The organism is Shewanella sp. 0m-6 (assembly GCF_052977325.1).
On the sequence record NZ_JBRIMD010000015.1, the window covers coordinates 83,070 to 101,941 of the forward strand.

An 18,872-nucleotide genomic window follows, 5' to 3' on the forward strand; every position below is an offset into this window, starting at 1 on the left:
AATTAACACTAACCTGGTCTACCGTCGATGCGTGGTTTAGACAATATAGCGGCATAGTTCACCACAAACATCGCAAATGCAAGCGACCAGAAACCACCCGCTAACCACAACCATAGTTGGTACTCTGCTGGTGCAACTATCGGCATGATTGAACGCAATATGGCGGCAATAGGTATACAAGCGAATGCAATCGTCATATTCGGACCTTGATAAATATTGCGGCTGGTATGCCCCAGTGACACCCTTGAAATCATCGACAGACATATTCCAGCTAACGTACCAATTGCAAATAGATGCAGTAAATGGCGATAAGCGTTGGCGTCATTAATGTTCCACGCTAACAAAAACAACGTCACGGGTAAAAACAGATACGCGCTATGCAATGACCATAACATTGGCTCTTTTAGGGTCTTATGAGGGTACCAACGTAGCCAACGCACTAAGTGTAGCGCCGCAGCAATAAATAGCAGAACTTGTTCTAGCTCTTTAGGCAGCACTTGGCTAATAGCCTGTACAACTAAAAGCACCATGATAACAATCAAACTATTGTCAATCATTGCAATAGGATTTGGTTTAGTTTGCTTAATGCGAATGGCAGTGAAAAATGGAATAACTCGACCACCTACAATTGTAATTAGCAAACCTAGCCACCAAAGCATAGCTTGCCAAATTTGATGGCTTAGCGAAAAGTCTCTCTGACTTAATGCGTAATAACTCAGCAAGTTTATGCACATTGCTGCCAGTAACATGATTGGGAAACCAATGTTATGCCACTGCTTCACCTTATAAATACAGCGCCAGAGCTTAACTGCGGTAAATAGTAAAAATAAAGAGTCCAGTAACGCTGGCAGCCACAGTGGGATCGATATGGGTAGCAACAAGGTTAAGCGTGCCAGTAACCAACAGCCGAATGTAACCGCTAAAGCCCAGCCCTTCATACCGGGCTGATTGGTCCATGTTTGCACCGAAGTCAGCAAGAAACCGCACACGATTGCCAAAGCAAAGCCAAAGAGCATTTCATGGGGATGCCACCATAGAGGCACCACTTTCACCCAAAAATCAGTCTGAAATAAACTATATTGGGGGTAGAACCAAGTCACTAACCACAAAGGCACAAACAACATAGCAACGGTTGCACCACCTAAGAAGAAAGGTCGGAAGCCTAAACGAAAAATAGCCGGGATTTTTTCTGTTGCGGTGGGATCATCAATATTTAGCATAGCTATACCTTAATACATTAACCGGCATTTTAAATGCACCTTAAATTCAGTCTATCCTTGTCCATTTGTGAAAACAATCACTATTCTCTTTGATTATAATTTCTGTGACTCATACCGCTATCTCACTGTTTTGATTCTATATCTTTATGAGTAGACTACGCACAAAACGGCGCTAACTTTACTCTACACTTAGCCATATTACTGACTATTTTTATCGACATAGCCAATACGGCAAGCCGCTTTTTACCGTCGAGCTCAACAATAAAATATACGGTCAAACAAGCTCACTCATTCCAATCAATGTTAAGCCGTCATACACGCTAATGGGCTTACGAGATTTCCTGCTAAATACTTAAAATTACTTAGTGCATCTTGCTGCCTATGCTAGATTAAATAGCAATCTGTTTAAGTAAATCGACTGGATAAAAAATGGCACTCGCGGCAAAAAAAGTCCTCGTACTGTATGCACACCCTTCCCAAGAGCGTTCGGAAATTAATACCCCTCTTTTTAAAGCGACCCAATTACAGCCAAATGTGACGGCCGTGGATCTCTATGGTGAATACCCCACCTTTAGGATCAATATCGACAAAGAACAGCAAAGACTCAGAGACCACGACATAGTGGTCTTTATGTTTCCGCTTTACTGGTACTCCACCCCAGCCATTTTAAAAGAGTGGCAAGATCTGGTTTTAGAGTACAACTTTGCCTACGGCGCAAAAGGAAAAGCTTTATATGGTAAAACCTTTCTGTGTGCCCTTAGCGCTGGGGGAAGTGAATCAGCTTACCAAAGCGATGGTTACAACCACTTTACCTTAAAAGAACTATTAAGCCCGCTAGAACAGATGGCTAACTTAACAGGCATGAATTTCTTAGCACCATTTGCACTCTTCTGTGCCCGAACGGCCTTTGAGGAAAATCGAGTTCATATTCACGTTGAAAAATGGATCCGAATTCTAACGGCCCTCAGTGAAGATAGATTCGATATCGAGCTAGCCCAATCACTCGACAAATTAAATGGCCATCTAGACCAATTGATCCAGGAGCACTAATGACAGCTTATTTTATTCAAGCTTTTATCTATTTATGCGCAGCGGTTATCGCCGTCCCCATCGCAAAGCGATTAGGTTTAGGCTCTGTACTTGGCTATTTAATGGCGGGCGTCGTGATTGGTCCAATCATCGGCCTGGTCGGTACAGAGACCAATACGCTGCAACATTTTGCCGAGTTTGGCGTGGTTATGATGCTCTTTCTTGTTGGTTTAGAACTTGAACCTAGAATGCTGTGGGACATGCGTAACAAGCTAATTGGATTAGGTGGGCTGCAGGTTGGCTTATCTACCCTTGTAGTGATGGCAATCGCTCTTAGCTTTGATTATGGCTGGAGTATCGCCCTAACGGTGGGGATGATTTTTTCACTGTCTTCGACCGCCATCGTGTTACAGACCTTTAATGAGAAAAACCTAACCAAGACTGAAGGCGGCAAAAATGCCTTTTCAGTGCTTTTATTTCAAGATATAGCCGTGATCCCCATGCTGGCATTTATTCCGCTGCTAGCCTTGCCTGAATTAGTCGAAAAGGCGCAATCTGTTACCCAAAGCGCCGCAGAGCACCATGAAGAACTGTCATTAGTTGCCGGATTACCTGGCTGGGCTTACGGTATCGTTGTCATGATGGCAATTGCTAGCGTTGTCGTTAGCGGCCACTACTTAAGTCACCCACTGTTTCGTTATGTGGCAAGCTCAGGCCTTAGAGAGATTTTCACCGCCACCGCCTTGATGTTGGTGATAGGCATTGCTGCGCTAATGAGCCTAGTGGGGCTGTCTCCTGCTTTAGGAACCTTTCTTGCCGGAGTCGTACTGGCAAACAGTGAGTTCAGACACGAACTAGAGTCCAATATCGAACCTTTTAAAGGCTTACTCCTTGGGTTGTTTTTTATCACCGTTGGTGCAGGGATAAACTTTGATGTGCTCATCAGCCATTTCGGTCCTGTCATGGCGATGACCGCTGGCGTGATATTAATTAAAGCTTTGGTTTTATTAGTACTGGCCTTAGTTTTTAAAATTAGAGGCAGTGACCGCTGGTTGTTTGCCTTAAGCTTGGCTCAAGCTGGTGAATTTGGCTTTGTGCTACTTAGCTATACCGTGCAAAACCATGTCATTCCAAATGAGTTAGCACAACTGTTATCGCTGGTTGTCGCGATATCCATGTTCCTCACCCCGGGGTTATTTATCTTATTTGATAAAGTCATACTGCCTCGCTATGAAAAATCAGAAAATACTCGTGAACCCGATGATATCGATGAGAAAGGCACTGTGATTATTGCCGGTGTGGGCCGTTTTGGACAAATTGTTAACCGCTTATTAGTGACAAACGGTGTTAAAACAGTGGTGCTTGACCATGAGGTACAACAGGTCGAAAACTTAAGGAAAATTAATACCAAGAGCTATTACGGCGATGCAACACAGCCCGATCTACTCCATACCGCAGGCATTGAACAGGCCAAGATGTTAGTTGTCGCTATCGATAACCCTGAACGCGCAGTAGCTTTAGTCGAATATATAAAACATACCTATCCTCACGTAATTGTGATGGCGCGCGCCTTTGACCGCAGACACCTTTACCGCCTTCGCAAAGCTGGGGCAGACTTCATGGTCAGTGAGACCTTTCATTCGGCGCTTAATTTAGGCAAGCATGCGCTAATAAGATTAGGTGTACATCCATTTAAAGCAGAGCAACAACGAGCCACCTTTTATGAGACGGAAACCACTCATAAGGACACCCTTTACGAAGCTTGGAAGCAGGTGACTGAAGACGATAAATACATCGTCCACTACCGGGATATGTTTATCCAGCTTGAAGAAACGCTGAGCGCTGCAATGAAGGATGAACGTTATCGCAGCTTCTCGAAAGTGGAACGCAGTTGGACGCCTCCGCCAAAAGAAAACCATACTGAGTTTTCAAAAGCGGAAAACGATTAAAAGCGCTAAATAGTTCAGAACAGTTGAAAAAAATAGAGCGATAAAGCACCTGTTCATGGGTGCTTGCGCCATAAAAAAGCCCTCACAACCGTTAGGTAACGAGGGCTTATATCTTATGTCTGCAGACAAATCTGCTGACAAAAAATACATTTAGAGATTAGACTAAGTTCATCTCTTGAACTTTTTCATGTGCAATCTCAGGTGTAGTCACAACAGGCTTAGAATGTAGATCAGCCTTTAGTTGTCCTTTTCGATGCTTTAGTGCCGCATCGAGTTTTTTAGCTGCGCTGGTAATTGCTGGATACATAACGGGATCATTACCAGAAGCTGAAATACTGCTTCCCTCATAATTGGTTCTAATTTCAACCTGGAATTCGCCGTGCTCTTTAGTAACAATAATATCGAGTGCGATCAGGGTTGGAAAATGACTCTCTATCTTCGAAAACTTCTCTTGGACATACTGTCTTACAACATCTGTTACATCAACGTGGTGACCAGAAAGATTTATTTTCATAGGTTTTCCTTTTTACAATGACTTCACCTAATACACTTGGGGTTAACGCTTTAAATTACAAGCTTTTATTAAAAATAATTTATATAAAATTTTGTATAAATTATCAATTTATTCGCTACAGCCCAGTGTTTATCAGGTAAAAACAAATTTTGTTATATTAATGATTTTTATCAAACGGTCATTTAGTTATGGTTAAAGCATAAGCTAAGATGACTTTCCTTTAAGGGGTTAGATAATTAGCAAACAGCCAGCTAAATCTAATTGTTCCTCTACTAATTTAGACAAAAAAAGCTGCCTTGGCTTGATTTTTATCACGCTTTACCCGAATAAAGTAAAATTTATTCGGATCAAGATCCCACATCAAGCACTTACGCACAAAATAACAGCAATTGGCGGTTATAAACTCACCCACCTTACCCAGTTCAATCACCTAATGCCTTCTCCGCCCCAGTTTATTTGAGACATGACTCGCAACTTCAGTATCATAATATTAGATACGAATGAAAACAGTTCTCATTCACTGCGATTTATGTACAATGCCTAACATAGATCTCTTGTTATTTTTAAACTGACGTTTTTAGGTGTGCATCGAAGTGAAACCAATAAAAGCAAAATTACTTCAAACCGTTGTGCCAAATAAATTCAATATTGGGTTACGCGCATTCTCAGCCATATTTGCAGGTTACCTATTAGCCGCAACGGTATCGGCCTGGCTAGCATTAGTACTGCCTCTGTCACCTCTTGAAAATACGCTAACCGCGATGATGTTGTCATTTATCGTCTATGCCTTTGCTGGGCTCTGGGCTTTTAGCGTGCAAACTCACTGGCGTGCCTTTAGCGATCTAGTCCTCCTTAGCGGAATTTTTTACCTGTTTATTTTGGTTATAGGTTAAACAATGAAAGACTCATTTTTTCGCAGTATGACTTGGCTACACACTTGGGTTGGCTTACTGGTTTGTTGGGTATTACTGTTGGTCTTTTTTGCTGGCACATTAAGTTATTACCGTTATGAAATCACACTATGGAGCAAACCTGAGCTGCATAAGAATGTTATCCAGCAATATAACAGTAACCTAGTTGCTAATGAGCTAACGCGGGCTCAGAACTACTTAACTGAGCATGCAAAAAATGCCCGTGATTGGCGGGTCAATTTTCCCACCGACCGCAAACCTTATATGAGTTACGCCTGGCAAACACAACCAGAAGAGGGGCAACGACGCGGTAAATTTATTGAACATATCGTGCCAATTGAAGGTGATAACTTAATTACCGATATCCGAGAATCTAAAGGTGGCCATTTCTTCTACCGTTTGCATTTCGACTTACACTATATGCCAGCCAAGATAGCCCGCTGGATAGTCGGATTCTGCACTATGTTTATGCTGATTGCCCTCATTAGCGGTATAGTGATCCACAAGCGTATTTTTAAGGACTTCTTCAGTTTCCGTCGCAACAAGAGCAGCCGTTCATGGCTCGATGCCCATAACGTCAGCTCGGTGTTAGCGCTTCCCTTTCACTTAATGATCACTTACACCGGATTAGTCACCTTGATGGTGATGTATATGCCCTGGGGAATGATGACAGCCTATGATGGCGACGCTAAGTCATTTAGCAAAGAGTTGCGCCCTAGCCGAGTGCAAACGCAACCGCTAGGGATTGCAGCGCAAACCGTCTCTATTAGCGCATTACTACCAGAAGTTAACACTCTTTGGCCTCACGATCCTATCAAGCAAGTCGTAGTCAATAATCCAAGTGACCAAAATAGTAAAATTAATTTTTATCGAGATACTGGCCAGGCCGTCACAGATAGAAGGGCTGCGATTATTTTTAACGGTATCAACGGTGAGCTACTCAATGCTGCTATTGAGCCAAATTCTGCAGTACAAAATACTCACGACACATTAATCGCCCTGCATACGGGACGGTTTGCCGAACCTCTACTACGTGCACTATTTTTCATCTGTGGCATTTTAGGCTGCGCCATGATTACCACAGGCGCAATACTCTGGGCTGTGAAAATTCGTCAAAAACAACAAAAGCCGCTAAAGCAAGGCATAAAAGCCAGTCTTGGTTTGCGTTTAGTTGAAGGATTAAACCTAACCTTTATCGCAGGGCTCCCTCTGGCTACAGCCAGCTTTTTCTATGCCAACAGATTGCTGCCAGTTGAGCTTGTAAACCGAGCTCAGTGGGAAATCAATATCTTTTTTATTGCGCTTGCGGCTGTCGCGCTTTTAGCTTGTTTTAATCGCACTTTAACTGCCTGGCGCGCAGTCATCACGCTCTCAGCAACCGCATTAATGGCTATTCCACTTCTTAATGCCCTCACTTCGAGCAGCAACATGCTGGATAACATAAGCCTACACCAATGGTCATTGGTCGGCTTTGATTTAATGACTGTACTTATCGGTACGGCACTATTTTTTGTTCGAACGAAACTAGTTAGCAAGCAAGGTGTCATAGCTAGTAGAGCAGCTACACGCACTGTAAACCATGAGGTTATAACCTCAGTCTCATCAGCGACTAAATAAGGAATATAAGCCGTGATCTTAAGTCTTTTAGGATTTAGTTATCTTGCATTTGGACTATTTGCGCTGGCTATGTTTTCTCACTACCGAGATACATTTGGCAATGCGCCAAGTCCTCAACAAGCTAAGTTACTCTATATTGGCGGCTGGGTAGGTATCGCGAGTATTTACTGGGGGTGTATAACAGCCCAAGGCGCTGCTTATGGCAGCATCCTATTCTTCGGTTTATTGTCATTCGCCGGGCTGTTAGTCATCTTAATGCTAAGTTATCGCGCTAAGTTTCTGCCTTATTCCATGGCACTAAGCACACTATTTAGCACTATTCTGGTCTTATACTAATCAGTATAAAGAGGCGAGTTTCGCAATCATGAGGTACAAAATTCTTTATACCGTTTAGTAAAATATTATTTTAATATCAGACTTATTGAATATCTGCTGAGCTCATCGTTTCAATGATGGTTCAGCTTATGTACAGTAAAATGGTTTTAGAATACAGCCATATAAATATATTTATGACTGAGGTTCTATGCTTGTTGCTCACTCTACACCGTCACCATTGAGTGCCGAACAGACTCAAATAAATCAGCATCAATCACACTTAGCACCATCAAATTTAGCGCAATCACGCACAGCCACACCCGCGAGCGAAAACCTGCTGCACGCAAGTGCAAAGAGTCTCAATGTAACGCCGAAAAGCCTACCACTCGATACTGTAACCCTTAGCCCACAAGCGCTTGAGCTTGCAAACAAAAGCCCTAACTCTGGTGATGCACAAACGCGACCAGCTCCATCCACCTTGCCAAATGAGGGAGAAAAAGTTGAGGTATATGTAGAATATAAGAAAGCCAAAATGCAGTATCAGTTCTATTCAGACATGGCTAATATAGCAACAGGAAATAACAATGGAGTATCTCCCGCGACTGCATATTATCTATCGAATAATGATGACGCTCGTGCTGCAACGGTAAACGTAAAAGCCCAGCAACAGCAAGTCACAAGCATGCAAACATATGTTGATACGACTAAAAGCCTTAATGAATTATCTTAATCGACCGTATCAATAAAAGCACAATGTATGAGCCATATGTATTCATTTGGCGCTTATACAATATCTGATATCTACAACAGACTAAAAATCTCAACATGGATGTATAATTCGCTAAAACCTCATCCTAACTTTTTCAGACTCTGTACTCTGTACTCTGTACTCTGCACTCTGCACTCTGCACTCTGCACTCTGCACTCTGCACTCTGCACTCTGCACTCTGCACTCTGCACTCTGCACTCCAAGATTAACCAATGATGATTAAACTTATCAGCTAAAGCTAATCACTTACCCTTGATTAAAATCAAACGAATCTCCCCCTACCAAGAGTATGCTGAACTTTAGTTTTTTTTAAGCAATACAATATTGACTGGAAAAGTTAAGCCTAATCGATTAAACCTAGTCGCTGTCACGTACATCTAATTAAAGAGTTAGCCATATGAGCTTTAGAATTAACCTCAACTGGATTGCCGCAGAGGAACCTATTGATGATCCCCAGAGTTTTAACCGTGATCACTGCATTACCTTTGGCAGTGGCCAGCAAGTAAATGCATCTTCGGCACCTGAGTACAACGGCAGTACCGACAAAATTAATCCAGAGGAAAGCCTACTCGCAGCACTCTCGTCCTGCCACATGCTGACATTTTTAACCATTGCCCATCTCAAGCGTTTACCTATCACCTCTTATCAAGATGATGCATACGCAGAGCTAGGCAAAAATGCAGCGGGTAAGCTGTTTATCAATAAGATTGTGTTACAACCAAAAATAGAGTTTGCAGAAGAAGTGACCGCTGACGTGATAGCGAAGATCCATGACAAGTCTCACAGCAATTGCTTCATTGCCAATAGCCTTAATCCTGAGACGCTCTTTGAAATAAAATACTAACAGAACAAGGCCTGCCAGCCGCGAGATTGTCGAGTTTAGGCTGAATGAAAAAAGCGAGGTCATCACCTAGCTTTTTTCATTCGTCAAACACAAATAAGCGTTAGCCATCATTCTCAACAAAGTCATCGGTAAAGTCGGTTTCCCAATACTTATAGCCCTGCACTGTGGCTTGAGCGGCTGCGCCCATTAAGTTAACTTGATAGGTCTTAACACCTGACACATCAACTGATTGGTTAGCCGATGCTTGTTCGCCACTGCCTTCATATTCGGCACTTGCCTCAGCTTGCGCCTGTCCTTCGTAACCAGACTCTTTAAAACGAGTGAGCGCATCACGCTGAGTAAAGGCTTGTACAAAAGCCACTTGTTTCCAGCCAATACCGGCTCCAACACCACCTGTTGCAAATCGATAGTAAGAAAGCTTGCTGCCCTCATGTAAAACACAGATCCCACCACCTGTCGACAAAGCAAACAGGTAGCTATTACTACCAGTACAAACGACATAGCCGACAGAGTTAGCCACAGCAGTCTTAGCCGCTGGATGTTCATTATAAATCTCCTGTAGCGCTGACTGAGTCTCCTCTCTGGCATGCATTTTTTTCGCTTCAGGGGTATCACCCGTAGCACAACCGACGAGTAATACAGGAAAAGTGACAGCTGCGAGCTTTAGTATATTGGTTCGAAACATAGTTTCATCCTTATCGATAAAAATTGAAGATTAATTAAACAAGGCTTAGTTAAATCCATTATTTATTTCAGCGCCTTTTAACATATAGCACAGGAAACAAGTTGTTGATTCAGCTATATATCACAATCAAGCTTAATGGCGGCTTGATCAAGCCTATGGCCAATTGTCATTCCAATTCTGCTCATTTGATGTTCCTATCTCGCGACCTATCTCCTTAAGCAATCGATCCCTTTTGTAACGATTAAGATAAACCCTTAGGTATAAACTAATGTAACCAGCTTAGATAAACCGCTGGGCTTAACGAGTAAAAAGCTAAAGGCTATTACGCTTCTTTAAAAACGTCCAATCTCGGGATTCCAAAAAGAAAGAGGCAAAAATCATGTAAACCCCCACTAGAAATAGTTGCAAAATCCTAAGATAAAAATTCACCGCAACATCTTTGTCTGTAGAAGACGCCGTAGAGCCAACGACCACCAGCAACGCCGATAAGATCCCTGCATAAAGAGGCGCTTTTGCGGGGTCGGCATAAATTTTTTGCCCAAAGAACAAAGCCGCTAACATCGACATACCGATATAAAATTGCAGTTCAGGCACGATAGTCAGTAAGTTATAAAATACGACTGCTAAAGCCCCACCAATGCCATTGGTTACCAGTAAGAATAAACTCACCTTAATACTTTTCGCTCCCGCTGCTTGCAATGACAAGATGGCAATAAAAATCATGGTCAACAACGCACCCGAAATTTCTAAAAAATAGAAAAAACAGATCACAGGGAAAGCGATAATTAACGCCCGAAATGCTTCATGAGTGCGTTCATCATGGCTCTGCTGTGCGCTCGCTAGCTGCTCTTTTTTAGGAGAAAGATCGGGCAATAAAGCATGCAGTAGTGCAAATATTGCCACCGCCACGACACCTGAAAAACTCAAGCCCACGCCAACGATGATCGCAGCGCCAGGCTGAAGTAGGCTCAGGTAAGGCAGCAGTAAGGTCGCGACAATAAAAATAGTGGCGAAGAAATTCCATTTAGGATCGCTAAAGAGGTAATAGCCCCATAACATCATCATCGCCAGCAGTGGTAGCAACACAATGGGATATTGAGTTGGGCCAAAACTCACCAACCAAGCTAAGCCTATGGTACAGAGCATAGAAATGAGTAGCTCATAAACCGTCTGTATTGTGGGTTCTTGCCTGTCGACTAAAAACTTGGCGACAAATACCGGTACAATAAAGGCGAGTGGCCAAGCCCAAATAGCAGACACCGCTACCGCGAGACCAATGCCAAGAGTAAAGCGCAGTACACGCCGAGTATAGATAGCCTCCGCTGTCACTCCAGACCTAGGGTTGGCACCTGCCTCAGCTAAATCACGAGTAGAGAGATCTTTATCTGACATAAGAGAACCAACTCACCACACGGATCCAAAATTTACCAAACAGGTTAATAATACTGTTGTCGCTGGTATAGACGATCACATCGGCTTGACCACCAACACGTCTTAACCCTACGGCTTCATCTACAGGTAGTACAATCGTCACCGGAAAGCGCTGAGATTGGCGTAGCCACCCAGTTTGGCCTGATACCTGTGCCAGTTTGCCCGTCTGCTCACTCTGGCCCCAATCGACTCCGTAATCGATACTGCCGACTTTGGCTTTAAAGACTTCTCCTGGCGCATAATCAAGAGCAAACTCGACATCATCTCCCGCCTTCATATTACCTAAGCTGTTTTCCCTAAAGTAGGCCTCAATCCATACGCCTTCAGATGAAATAAAGGTCATCACTGGTTGACCGGCACTGGCATAAACGCCCTCTTTTAATCTAAAGTTTGACGCCACACCATCAGTGGGCGCAACAATCGATGTTCGAGCCAAATTGATTTGGGCAGTCTCTAGGCTTAACAAGGCTGATTTAACATTGGTGTTATTCTCCCCTTCTGCACCTAAACGCTCCTTGGCTTTAGCCAGATCAGCTTTGGCACTCGCAACACCCGCTTCAGCCTTTGTCAGCTCAGCACGGGCATTATCTGCATCGGCTTGGGACATCACCGCTTTATCAACCATGGCAAAAATACGCTTTGACTGAACTTGGGCATTGGTTAAATTGGCTTGGGCATTCGTCACTTTCGCTTGAGCAGCGGCTACATTGGCTGTCTGTGCACCAACATTTTGACCCGCTTTCTTTAGGGATTGCTCTGCTTGATCTAGTGCAATTTCATAGTCCTGGGGATTAATTTTCGCCAGTACATCTCCCTCTTTTATTAACGTGTTAGGCTCGACTAAAATATCAATTATTTCACCCGAGACTTGAGGACTGATGGGCACCACATAGCCACGAATTCGACCTAGATCGGTTGATGGAATAAACCTGTCGGCGACAAGGTGAAATACAAATAAACAACTGACAACTATTAAGATGATATTAGTCGCTTTGCGAATTTTAGTGTTCTTCTTGTTTTCGGTTTGCTCGACCTCTTTATTCTGCTCGTTACTCGCTGCATCCTCGTTAGCACTCACACCCTTATCTTCCGTCATACTCATCCCTTTGGTCACCGATAATCCTGCACTAACCGCCGTCAGACAGGTACTCAGTATTAAAGCCTATTAACACTCAAATCGCCTGAGCTACTTTTTAATCAGTTTAGTGTCTTGAACAGACAACATTCAACCGTTTTATCAAATTAATTTATCAGCAATTTACTTAAGGTTTAATTAAAAACACGAGCAGAATTGGACACTTCTAGAATGTCGGTAGCGATATATGACGGGCCAGGAGACTCATGCGGGATTGTGTATCCTATTGTGTATTTTTACCATAAAAATAGGCGTTATTGACCTGGGAACTGCTTCGCCAATAACGCCCTAAACTTCACTGTTGCCATGCTTGATAGAAACAAGCACTAGCGTACATTAAAATGCTTTATTTACATCTTCAGCCATGCCTTTTTTGGGCATTGGCTTAGGGTTGAACTCGGTAACCGGTTGCTTATCAAGAGCCTCTTTCAAATAGCTTACCGCCTTGTTTAATTGCGCATCTGTACCGTTAAATGTCGCGTAAGGTAAGTTATTCACCTCGATGTCGGGGCTGACACCACGGCCTTCAATAATCCAACTTCCATCCATTGCATATTGTGGGTACTCGGCAACACGTGCCATACCTCGGTCAGTGAGCGAGTTACGCCCAGACAACCACACTCCAGCGCCTGCAGTTTGCTTACCTATTAATGGCGCAATACCCAGTGCTTTAACTCCAGCAGAGAAGGTTTCACCATCTGAGTAAGTCAGCTGGTCAGTTAATACAACAAGTTGCCCTTTAAAGGTCTGCTGCATATTTCCAGATGGCGTACCATGAGTCGGAGCCCAAAATGCCCAAGTCCGGCGCAGTAATTTTTCGATGATCCAACTATCAATATTACCACCGCGGTTTCGACGCACATCGATGATCAAGCCGTCTTTATCAACGTTGGCATAAAACTCTCTTGCAAAGCTGGCTATATCACCGCTGCCCATGGCGTATAAATGCAAGTAACCTATCTTGCCGTCACTGTTATTAGACACTTGTTCACTATTATGGTGCACCCAGTCTAAGTATCTCAGCTTGGCATTTTTAGATGGACTGATAGGTTTAATAATTGTTTGGTGTGTTTTACCGCCACGCTTTAGCGTCAGTAGTACCTGTTTGCCACTTTGGTTACGTAAAAGCTTAGTGACATCGGCTATATTGCTTAGCTTCTTAGCATTGATAGCGACTATCACATCACCGACTTTAGCATTAACGCCCATCTGTTTAAGTGGAGCTGCTTGTTCCGGCAATTCAGGATCGCCCTGATATATATGCTCGATAACAACGCCAGTTTTAGTCTGCTCGAGTCGCGCGCCTAAGCTGGCCGATTTAGCTTTATCGAGATCTTTGGCAAAGTCGCCACCACGCACTTGAGAATGAAGAGAGTCAAGCTCGCCCATCATCTGCATAAAGAGATCATTGAGCTCATGGCGATCGGTTAGTCGCTCTACCAATGGCTGATATTTCGCCTTAGTGGCTTGCCAGTCTAAGCCGCGCATGCTCTTGTCATAAAATGAGTCACGGTGCATTAACCATGCATCTTCAAACATCTGTTGCCATTCTGCTGCTGGCTCAATGGCAAGTTGCCATAAATCTGTTTGTACCTTGGTATGCTTAAGCTCTTTAGGAAGCTTATCTCCAGCATCGACAATTAACATCTCACTGCCTTGCTTAGATTGCTTACGAATAAAGAGCTTCTCGCCATCTTGAGACAGCTTGAACTCGCCTACATCTGCAGAAAAAGTGTCAACTTTTGGACTGAGCGGATCGAACTTGACGAGCTTGAGTGTCGACTTGCCACTCATAGTGCTATCGAGTAGGTAAAACTTATCTTTTGCCATCTGCAAAGAATCGTAGTTACCCGCAGCAACCGGAACTTGCCATAATCGACTCGATAAGCCCTCCCAATCGACTTGAGTCTCTACCTCATCATCTGGCTTTGCCGGTTCAGACATCAGCTCATTAGGCTTTTGAAATGCAAATCGCGCGTCCTCATTCAATGCAATTGCAAACACCTGCGTGCGCTTATTGAACATAGGGCCTAGGTTTCTGTCGCCCCAAGGTGAGCTAGGAGTAGAAACAAACTTTCTATTTGATAGGAAATATAGCCAGTCACCATCAACACTAAAGCTTGGTGAAAAAGACTCATACTTATCACTCGTTAACGACTCAGCACGATGCTCTTTTAGCGAGTACAACACTATTTGAGGACGCGCCTTGCCCATCTCAGCTTTCGTTAACGCAATAAAACGGCTATCGCCAGACCAAACAATATCGGCGTATGGCCCTAACCCCTCACCTTGAGTGATTATTTTCTTGTTACTGCCTTTTTTCACATCGAACAACCAAACATTACCGTCGTAATCATCGTGGGCAAGGTAACGTCCATCCGGAGATAAGTGCAGGTTAAGCCTTAAGGTTTTACCGTCTTTAGTGAGTTGCTTAGCGTTGTCACTGCCATCGGCGGCATATCGCCATAGTTCTTGCTCTCCCGATGCATCACTAATCGCGTAAACCCAATGACCATCTTGGCTCATTACAGCATGACTAACTCGGCTGTGACCTGGCAATGCTATTTCAATCAGACGTTGCCCATCTGTACCCGCAATAGCCACATTGCTTCTCGCGGTAATAGCCACCTTATCCCCTTTAGGTGAAAAAGTTGTGGCTGTTGCGTATTTCATCGGCTCCTTGACCCAATGCTCACGCTTTTGTGCAAAGTCAGAGATAAGATTAATATCAAGGATTTGCTCTTTGGCTGAAGCGATATCAAACAATTTAATATCGGCGCCTTGTTGAAACACTATGCGGCCTTGATTTAATCTTGCAGCACGTACTTGCCAGTCTGTGTAATGAGTGTGCTGCTTAAGATCATTCCCCGCGGTAGACATAGACCAGATGTTATCATTGCCGTCGCTGTCACTAATAAAATACAAGCGAGATTGCCACAACATAGGTTGCCTGACAGAGCCTTGATGACCCTGAGTCAATGGCGTAGCTTCTTGTGTGCTGCCTAGCTTGAATTTCCACAGTTCACCTTTAGCTCCACCGCGATATACCTTGGCATTATCACCTGTAGTTTGCAGACCAAAGCGGGTGAAATAGACATATTCACCTTTATCATCAATCGCCCCTTCTATGGCATCGGCAAGCGGTAAATCAGTCGTTAACAGGGTCTTTGGATCAACGGTTCGAAGTACCCAATAATTCGCTGGGCCAAATGCATTGTCGGTTGAGTAAAGCACCTTACCGTCAGCGGTCCAGCCTTGAACGCGAACTCGACTATTTTCAAAGCTGACACGCTTAGCTTGCCCACCCGTAATAGGAATAACGTAAACTTCAGATGAGCCTTCATAATTAGCCACGTACGCTACTGATTTTCCATCGGGGGAGATTGTAGCCCCCAATTCTTGTGCAGGTAAACTCGTTAGACGCGTCGCTTGAGAGTCACCTAATGACTGAGTCCAAAGATCGCCTTCGGCCGTAAAGACCAAGGTTTGTAGGTTTAATGCTGGCGCACGAAAATAACCAGGTTTGACCATGGACTGTGAGGCAAAAGAGGGGAATACATTAAATGTGCCTAAGGCGAGCATGCAGCATGCAAGAGAGTGACGAAGTTTCATCTGAGCTAGCAATCCTGTTGTTATTGTTATTAAACAAATAAATTTAAGGCCACAAGGTAGCAAAAAATTTACAAAGCATCAGCAAAATACTACTGAATAAGTATTAGCAAATGTGTTTCTCAGCCCTTAAGTAAAATTGAGCCAAACTTGCTCAATTTTACTTAATCAGTAACGGCTACGCTTAAACAAGCACCGTTAATGTATGAGGTATGAATGTCTAAAGACTATGTCCGTCCATCATTTAGAGATGACCCAAACGTGATTCGAGCATTGGGCAATATACCCAAGATCCATGCCGATAGTTTTTCAGAGTCACAACTGCTCTATATGAGACGAGCATTACGCAATAACAAATGGCAGAAGCAGATGATAGATAAACGTGGCAGTTTCTATTTGCCCTTTATTGGCTGGCGATTCTTTTATGTGTTCCTATTTGGCCGTAACAAGCGTGCATATAGCCGCAAAGAGAAGCAGCTTTCATTAGCACTATTTGCTCTGTGCATACTGGTGTTTATCTTAACCTCGGTCGCACTTGGCTTGCTACTACTCTACTTGTTAAAATCTATGCTGGGTATCGATCTTCTAGAGGAGACCTCTCTTGGGATCTGGGACGGGTTTAAATCACTTTAAACCCATCTGTGCTAGGTTAAAGTGCTCTCTATCCTCTAGCAATATAGAGATAAAATAAAGCCCGCTTAAAAGCGGGCTTTATCGTTCTAGCGTTAAAAAACGAGAGTTCTGAGCGCTAGTTAATGGCCAGACATAACAGCTTTTTGTAACTTAAGGTACCTCGCGTTAAGCGAGTGCGTCGCCTGTAGCAACTGCGGTTGTTGTTCAGCTAACAGCGTCAGTAAACGCTGAGCCTTGGCTATCTCTTTAGCTCTGATCAACTGCTCAATATTATCAAGTTGTGCGATTAAGACAGCGTCTGCGGCCATAAATTCTTTGCCCTGTTTGACCCAAGCAGCTTTGTCATCTGGTTGCTCCGCCAATTGGCTAGGATTATCCATCGAACGCATCATCTGTGGCTTAGGCGGAGATGACATCATGACCGGCTGCCCCTGCTCTAATACATCACCCTTTTTCATTGCTGGATTTATGACAAACAATGTCACCACGACCAATACCGAGGCTGCTGAAGATAATGGCCAGCGATATTTACGCCAAAAAGACTGACTCTGTAAAGGCTTCTTTATTCGGCTACGCGCCAGATTAAGGATCTGTTCATCAAGTTCACTTGATGGCTGCTCCTGAGTCATTTTTTGATAAAGTGACTTAATTTCAACTTCGTTTGCTTCATGCTCTTTATCAGTCATGATTAGCTCCTTGCCATTTTAAGTCGACACAATCCTTAAGCCCTTTATAAGCGTAACGAATGCGACTTTTAGTCGCCTCTAGCGTCGCGCCTGCGATATCGGCAATGATTGCCGCCGTAAAGCCCATCTCTACATTTAGCAAAAATGCCTCTTTTTGCACTTGTGGTAAGTTCGCCACGCAGCCTTTAAGCAAGTTTGCTTTTTGATTATCCAACATTAGCCCTTCAGGATTAAAGGTATCATTACTCAGTTGAGTCTCAGCATCTTGCTCTGGCTCAAAAACATCACTGAAATTACTTACCGGTTTAACGGCCCTGACATGATCAACAATCAAATTATGAGCAATGCGATATAACCAGGTAGTGAATTTTGCGCTGGTTTCATAGAGGCTGGCAGCTTTAATCACTCGACTCCAGGTTTCTTGGTAGAGATCTTCAGCCAATTGCGGGTCGTGGATCTGTCGAACAAAATACCGATATAGTGGCCCTTTGTGCTTACGATAAAGTAGCTCAAACGCATGGCTACTGCCTGCTGCATATTGCAGCATCAAAACGTGATCGGCATCGAGCTCTAGAGAGCCTTGGGATGAGGGCAAAGGTTGCTCCACAGTATCTTCCTTAGCTAAAAATTTTGGACATTTTCGACCGCTAAGCTTTGTCCAGTTAAACTTATATTGCAAGTGCTTAGCTCAAGCAATAACTTATGAGGTGGCTAGCATTAGCCATAATAGTGAAGAACAGCAATCTGAGACAAGAATTAACAGCAATATGACTAAGTGGCGTGAAGAACGTAACCCATAAAAGTGCCGCACAGAAAAACTATCTTAGCGGCATTTCATTGCTAACAGACGTATTCAGAATAGACTGATTAACTTAAGCGAGCTTGGCTTGTAGAGCGGCATCTTTAGCTGCAACAGCTTCAGCAGACTTAGCACGCTCTTCTTTAACGGCCACAGCAAGGGCATCATCGCCAACGGCTAACATTTGCGCGGCAAGATAACCTGCATTTTTAGCGCCTGCGCTACCGATAGCCACCGTTGCTACAGGTACGCCGCCAGGCATCATCACTGTCGATAAAAGTGCATCGTGTCCTTGTAGTGGGCCGCAATCAATTGGTACACCGATAACAGGGCGAGTCGTAATACCCGCGACCGCACCAGCTAGGTGCGCAGCAAGACCTGCTGCACAAATAAAGACTTTACAACCACGCGCTTCTGCATCAGTTACGTAGCTATGCGTAGCTGCAGGCGTTCGGTGAGCCGAAGTCACTTTTGCTTCAAACTTAATTCCGAAAGTGTTAAGCACATCGAGGGTGGCTTGCATTGTAGGCAGATCTGAATCTGACCCCATTAATACTGCAACAAATGGTTGGCTCATGTTAAGTCCTGTAGGGCGGTGCATTATTATATTTGCGCGCATTATAATGACATTAAGCGCATTGAGTAAACAGGCTTCCCCTAAGCCTGCAACGCCGTTATCACTGGGTTTTCAAAAGCTGAAAATCACTTATTAATACATATGTGTAG

17 protein-coding genes are annotated in these 18,872 nt (G+C 43.7%); 8 read left to right on the top strand and 9 right to left on the bottom strand.

Features of this window, described 5'->3' with window-relative positions; all coding sequences use genetic code 11:
* Nucleotides 1–8 precede the first annotated feature (8 nt).
* Nucleotides 9–1,220, bottom strand: coding sequence for an NnrS family protein (locus tag ACVBJC_RS12910; RefSeq protein ID WP_447161131.1), 1,212 nt, complete (start codon nucleotides 1,218–1,220; stop codon nucleotides 9–11).
* Nucleotides 1,221–1,649: 429 nt separating this feature from the next.
* Here ACVBJC_RS12910 and ACVBJC_RS12915 point away from each other — a divergent pair, with 429 nt between their 5' ends.
* Both ACVBJC_RS12915 and ACVBJC_RS12920 read left to right on the top strand, forming a co-directional pair.
* Nucleotides 1,650–2,270 (top strand): NAD(P)H-dependent oxidoreductase, encoded by a 621-nt coding sequence (locus ACVBJC_RS12915; protein WP_447161130.1) that lies wholly within the window; start codon nucleotides 1,650–1,652, stop codon nucleotides 2,268–2,270.
* The gene (locus tag ACVBJC_RS12920; RefSeq protein ID WP_447161129.1) at nucleotides 2,270–4,198 is read left to right on the top strand and encodes a monovalent cation:proton antiporter-2 (CPA2) family protein; all 1,929 of its coding nucleotides are present in this window, start codon (nucleotides 2,270–2,272) and stop codon (nucleotides 4,196–4,198) included. Before ACVBJC_RS12915 ends, ACVBJC_RS12920 begins: the two co-directional genes overlap by 1 nt.
* A gap of 157 nt (nucleotides 4,199–4,355) precedes the next feature.
* On the opposite strand, the gene hpf is transcribed toward ACVBJC_RS12920, so the two are convergent.
* The gene (gene hpf / locus ACVBJC_RS12925; protein WP_447161128.1) at nucleotides 4,356–4,712 is read right to left on the bottom strand and encodes a ribosome hibernation-promoting factor, HPF/YfiA family; all 357 of its coding nucleotides are present in this window, start codon (nucleotides 4,710–4,712) and stop codon (nucleotides 4,356–4,358) included.
* A 593-nt stretch (nucleotides 4,713–5,305) separates the two neighbouring features.
* On the opposite strand from hpf, the gene ACVBJC_RS12930 reads away from it, so the two are divergent.
* The 5 genes from ACVBJC_RS12930 to ACVBJC_RS12950 all read left to right on the top strand — a co-directional run bounded on the left by ACVBJC_RS12930 (nucleotide 5,306) and on the right by ACVBJC_RS12950 (nucleotide 9,168).
* A complete protein-coding gene (locus ACVBJC_RS12930) occupies nucleotides 5,306–5,605 on the top strand; it encodes a hypothetical protein (protein WP_447161127.1) in 300 nt (99 codons plus the stop codon).
* Between the two features lie 3 nt (nucleotides 5,606–5,608).
* Nucleotides 5,609–7,240, top strand: a complete 1,632-nt coding sequence (locus tag ACVBJC_RS12935; RefSeq protein WP_447161126.1) for a PepSY-associated TM helix domain-containing protein — start codon at nucleotides 5,609–5,611, stop codon at nucleotides 7,238–7,240.
* A 12-nt stretch (nucleotides 7,241–7,252) separates the two neighbouring features.
* Nucleotides 7,253–7,576 carry a DUF3325 domain-containing protein gene (locus ACVBJC_RS12940; protein ID WP_447161125.1) on the top strand — a complete coding sequence of 108 codons (324 nt, stop codon included), beginning with the start codon at nucleotides 7,253–7,255 and terminating at the stop codon, nucleotides 7,574–7,576.
* Between the two features lie 187 nt (nucleotides 7,577–7,763).
* Nucleotides 7,764–8,285 (top strand): hypothetical protein, encoded by a 522-nt coding sequence (locus ACVBJC_RS12945; protein ID WP_447161124.1) that lies wholly within the window; start codon nucleotides 7,764–7,766, stop codon nucleotides 8,283–8,285.
* Nucleotides 8,286–8,721: 436 nt separating this feature from the next.
* The gene (locus tag ACVBJC_RS12950; protein ID WP_447161123.1) at nucleotides 8,722–9,168 is read left to right on the top strand and encodes an OsmC family protein; all 447 of its coding nucleotides are present in this window, start codon (nucleotides 8,722–8,724) and stop codon (nucleotides 9,166–9,168) included.
* 100 nt (nucleotides 9,169–9,268) lie between these two features.
* On the opposite strand, the gene ACVBJC_RS12955 is transcribed toward ACVBJC_RS12950, so the two are convergent.
* From ACVBJC_RS12955 to ACVBJC_RS12970, 4 genes are all read right to left on the bottom strand, one after another.
* Nucleotides 9,269–9,853: a lipid-binding SYLF domain-containing protein gene (locus tag ACVBJC_RS12955; RefSeq protein WP_447161122.1), complete on the bottom strand. Its 585-nt coding sequence runs from the start codon at nucleotides 9,851–9,853 to the stop codon at nucleotides 9,269–9,271.
* A 312-nt stretch (nucleotides 9,854–10,165) separates the two neighbouring features.
* Nucleotides 10,166–11,245, bottom strand: coding sequence for a DUF2955 domain-containing protein (locus tag ACVBJC_RS12960; protein ID WP_447161121.1), 1,080 nt, complete (start codon nucleotides 11,243–11,245; stop codon nucleotides 10,166–10,168).
* Nucleotides 11,235–12,380, bottom strand: coding sequence for an HlyD family secretion protein (locus ACVBJC_RS12965; protein WP_447161120.1), 1,146 nt, complete (start codon nucleotides 12,378–12,380; stop codon nucleotides 11,235–11,237). The genes ACVBJC_RS12960 and ACVBJC_RS12965 overlap by 11 nt, the downstream gene beginning before the upstream one ends.
* Nucleotides 12,381–12,755: 375 nt before the next feature.
* Complete coding sequence (locus ACVBJC_RS12970) at nucleotides 12,756–16,031, bottom strand: S41 family peptidase (RefSeq protein WP_447161119.1); 3,276 nt, start codon at nucleotides 16,029–16,031, stop codon at nucleotides 12,756–12,758.
* A 213-nt stretch (nucleotides 16,032–16,244) separates the two neighbouring features.
* On the opposite strand from ACVBJC_RS12970, the gene ACVBJC_RS12975 reads away from it, so the two are divergent.
* Nucleotides 16,245–16,661: a hypothetical protein gene (locus ACVBJC_RS12975; protein WP_447161118.1), complete on the top strand. Its 417-nt coding sequence runs from the start codon at nucleotides 16,245–16,247 to the stop codon at nucleotides 16,659–16,661.
* A gap of 119 nt (nucleotides 16,662–16,780) precedes the next feature.
* On the opposite strand, the gene ACVBJC_RS12980 is transcribed toward ACVBJC_RS12975, so the two are convergent.
* From ACVBJC_RS12980 to purE, 3 genes are all read right to left on the bottom strand, one after another.
* Nucleotides 16,781–17,347, bottom strand: coding sequence for a hypothetical protein (locus ACVBJC_RS12980; RefSeq protein ID WP_447161117.1), 567 nt, complete (start codon nucleotides 17,345–17,347; stop codon nucleotides 16,781–16,783).
* A complete protein-coding gene (locus tag ACVBJC_RS12985) occupies nucleotides 17,340–17,894 on the bottom strand; it encodes a sigma-70 family RNA polymerase sigma factor (protein WP_447161202.1) in 555 nt (184 codons plus the stop codon). The genes ACVBJC_RS12980 and ACVBJC_RS12985 overlap by 8 nt, the downstream gene beginning before the upstream one ends.
* A 325-nt stretch (nucleotides 17,895–18,219) precedes the next feature.
* Nucleotides 18,220–18,723, bottom strand: coding sequence for a 5-(carboxyamino)imidazole ribonucleotide mutase (purE, locus tag ACVBJC_RS12990; RefSeq protein ID WP_447161116.1), 504 nt, complete (start codon nucleotides 18,721–18,723; stop codon nucleotides 18,220–18,222).
* Nucleotides 18,724–18,872: the final 149 nt, after the last annotated feature.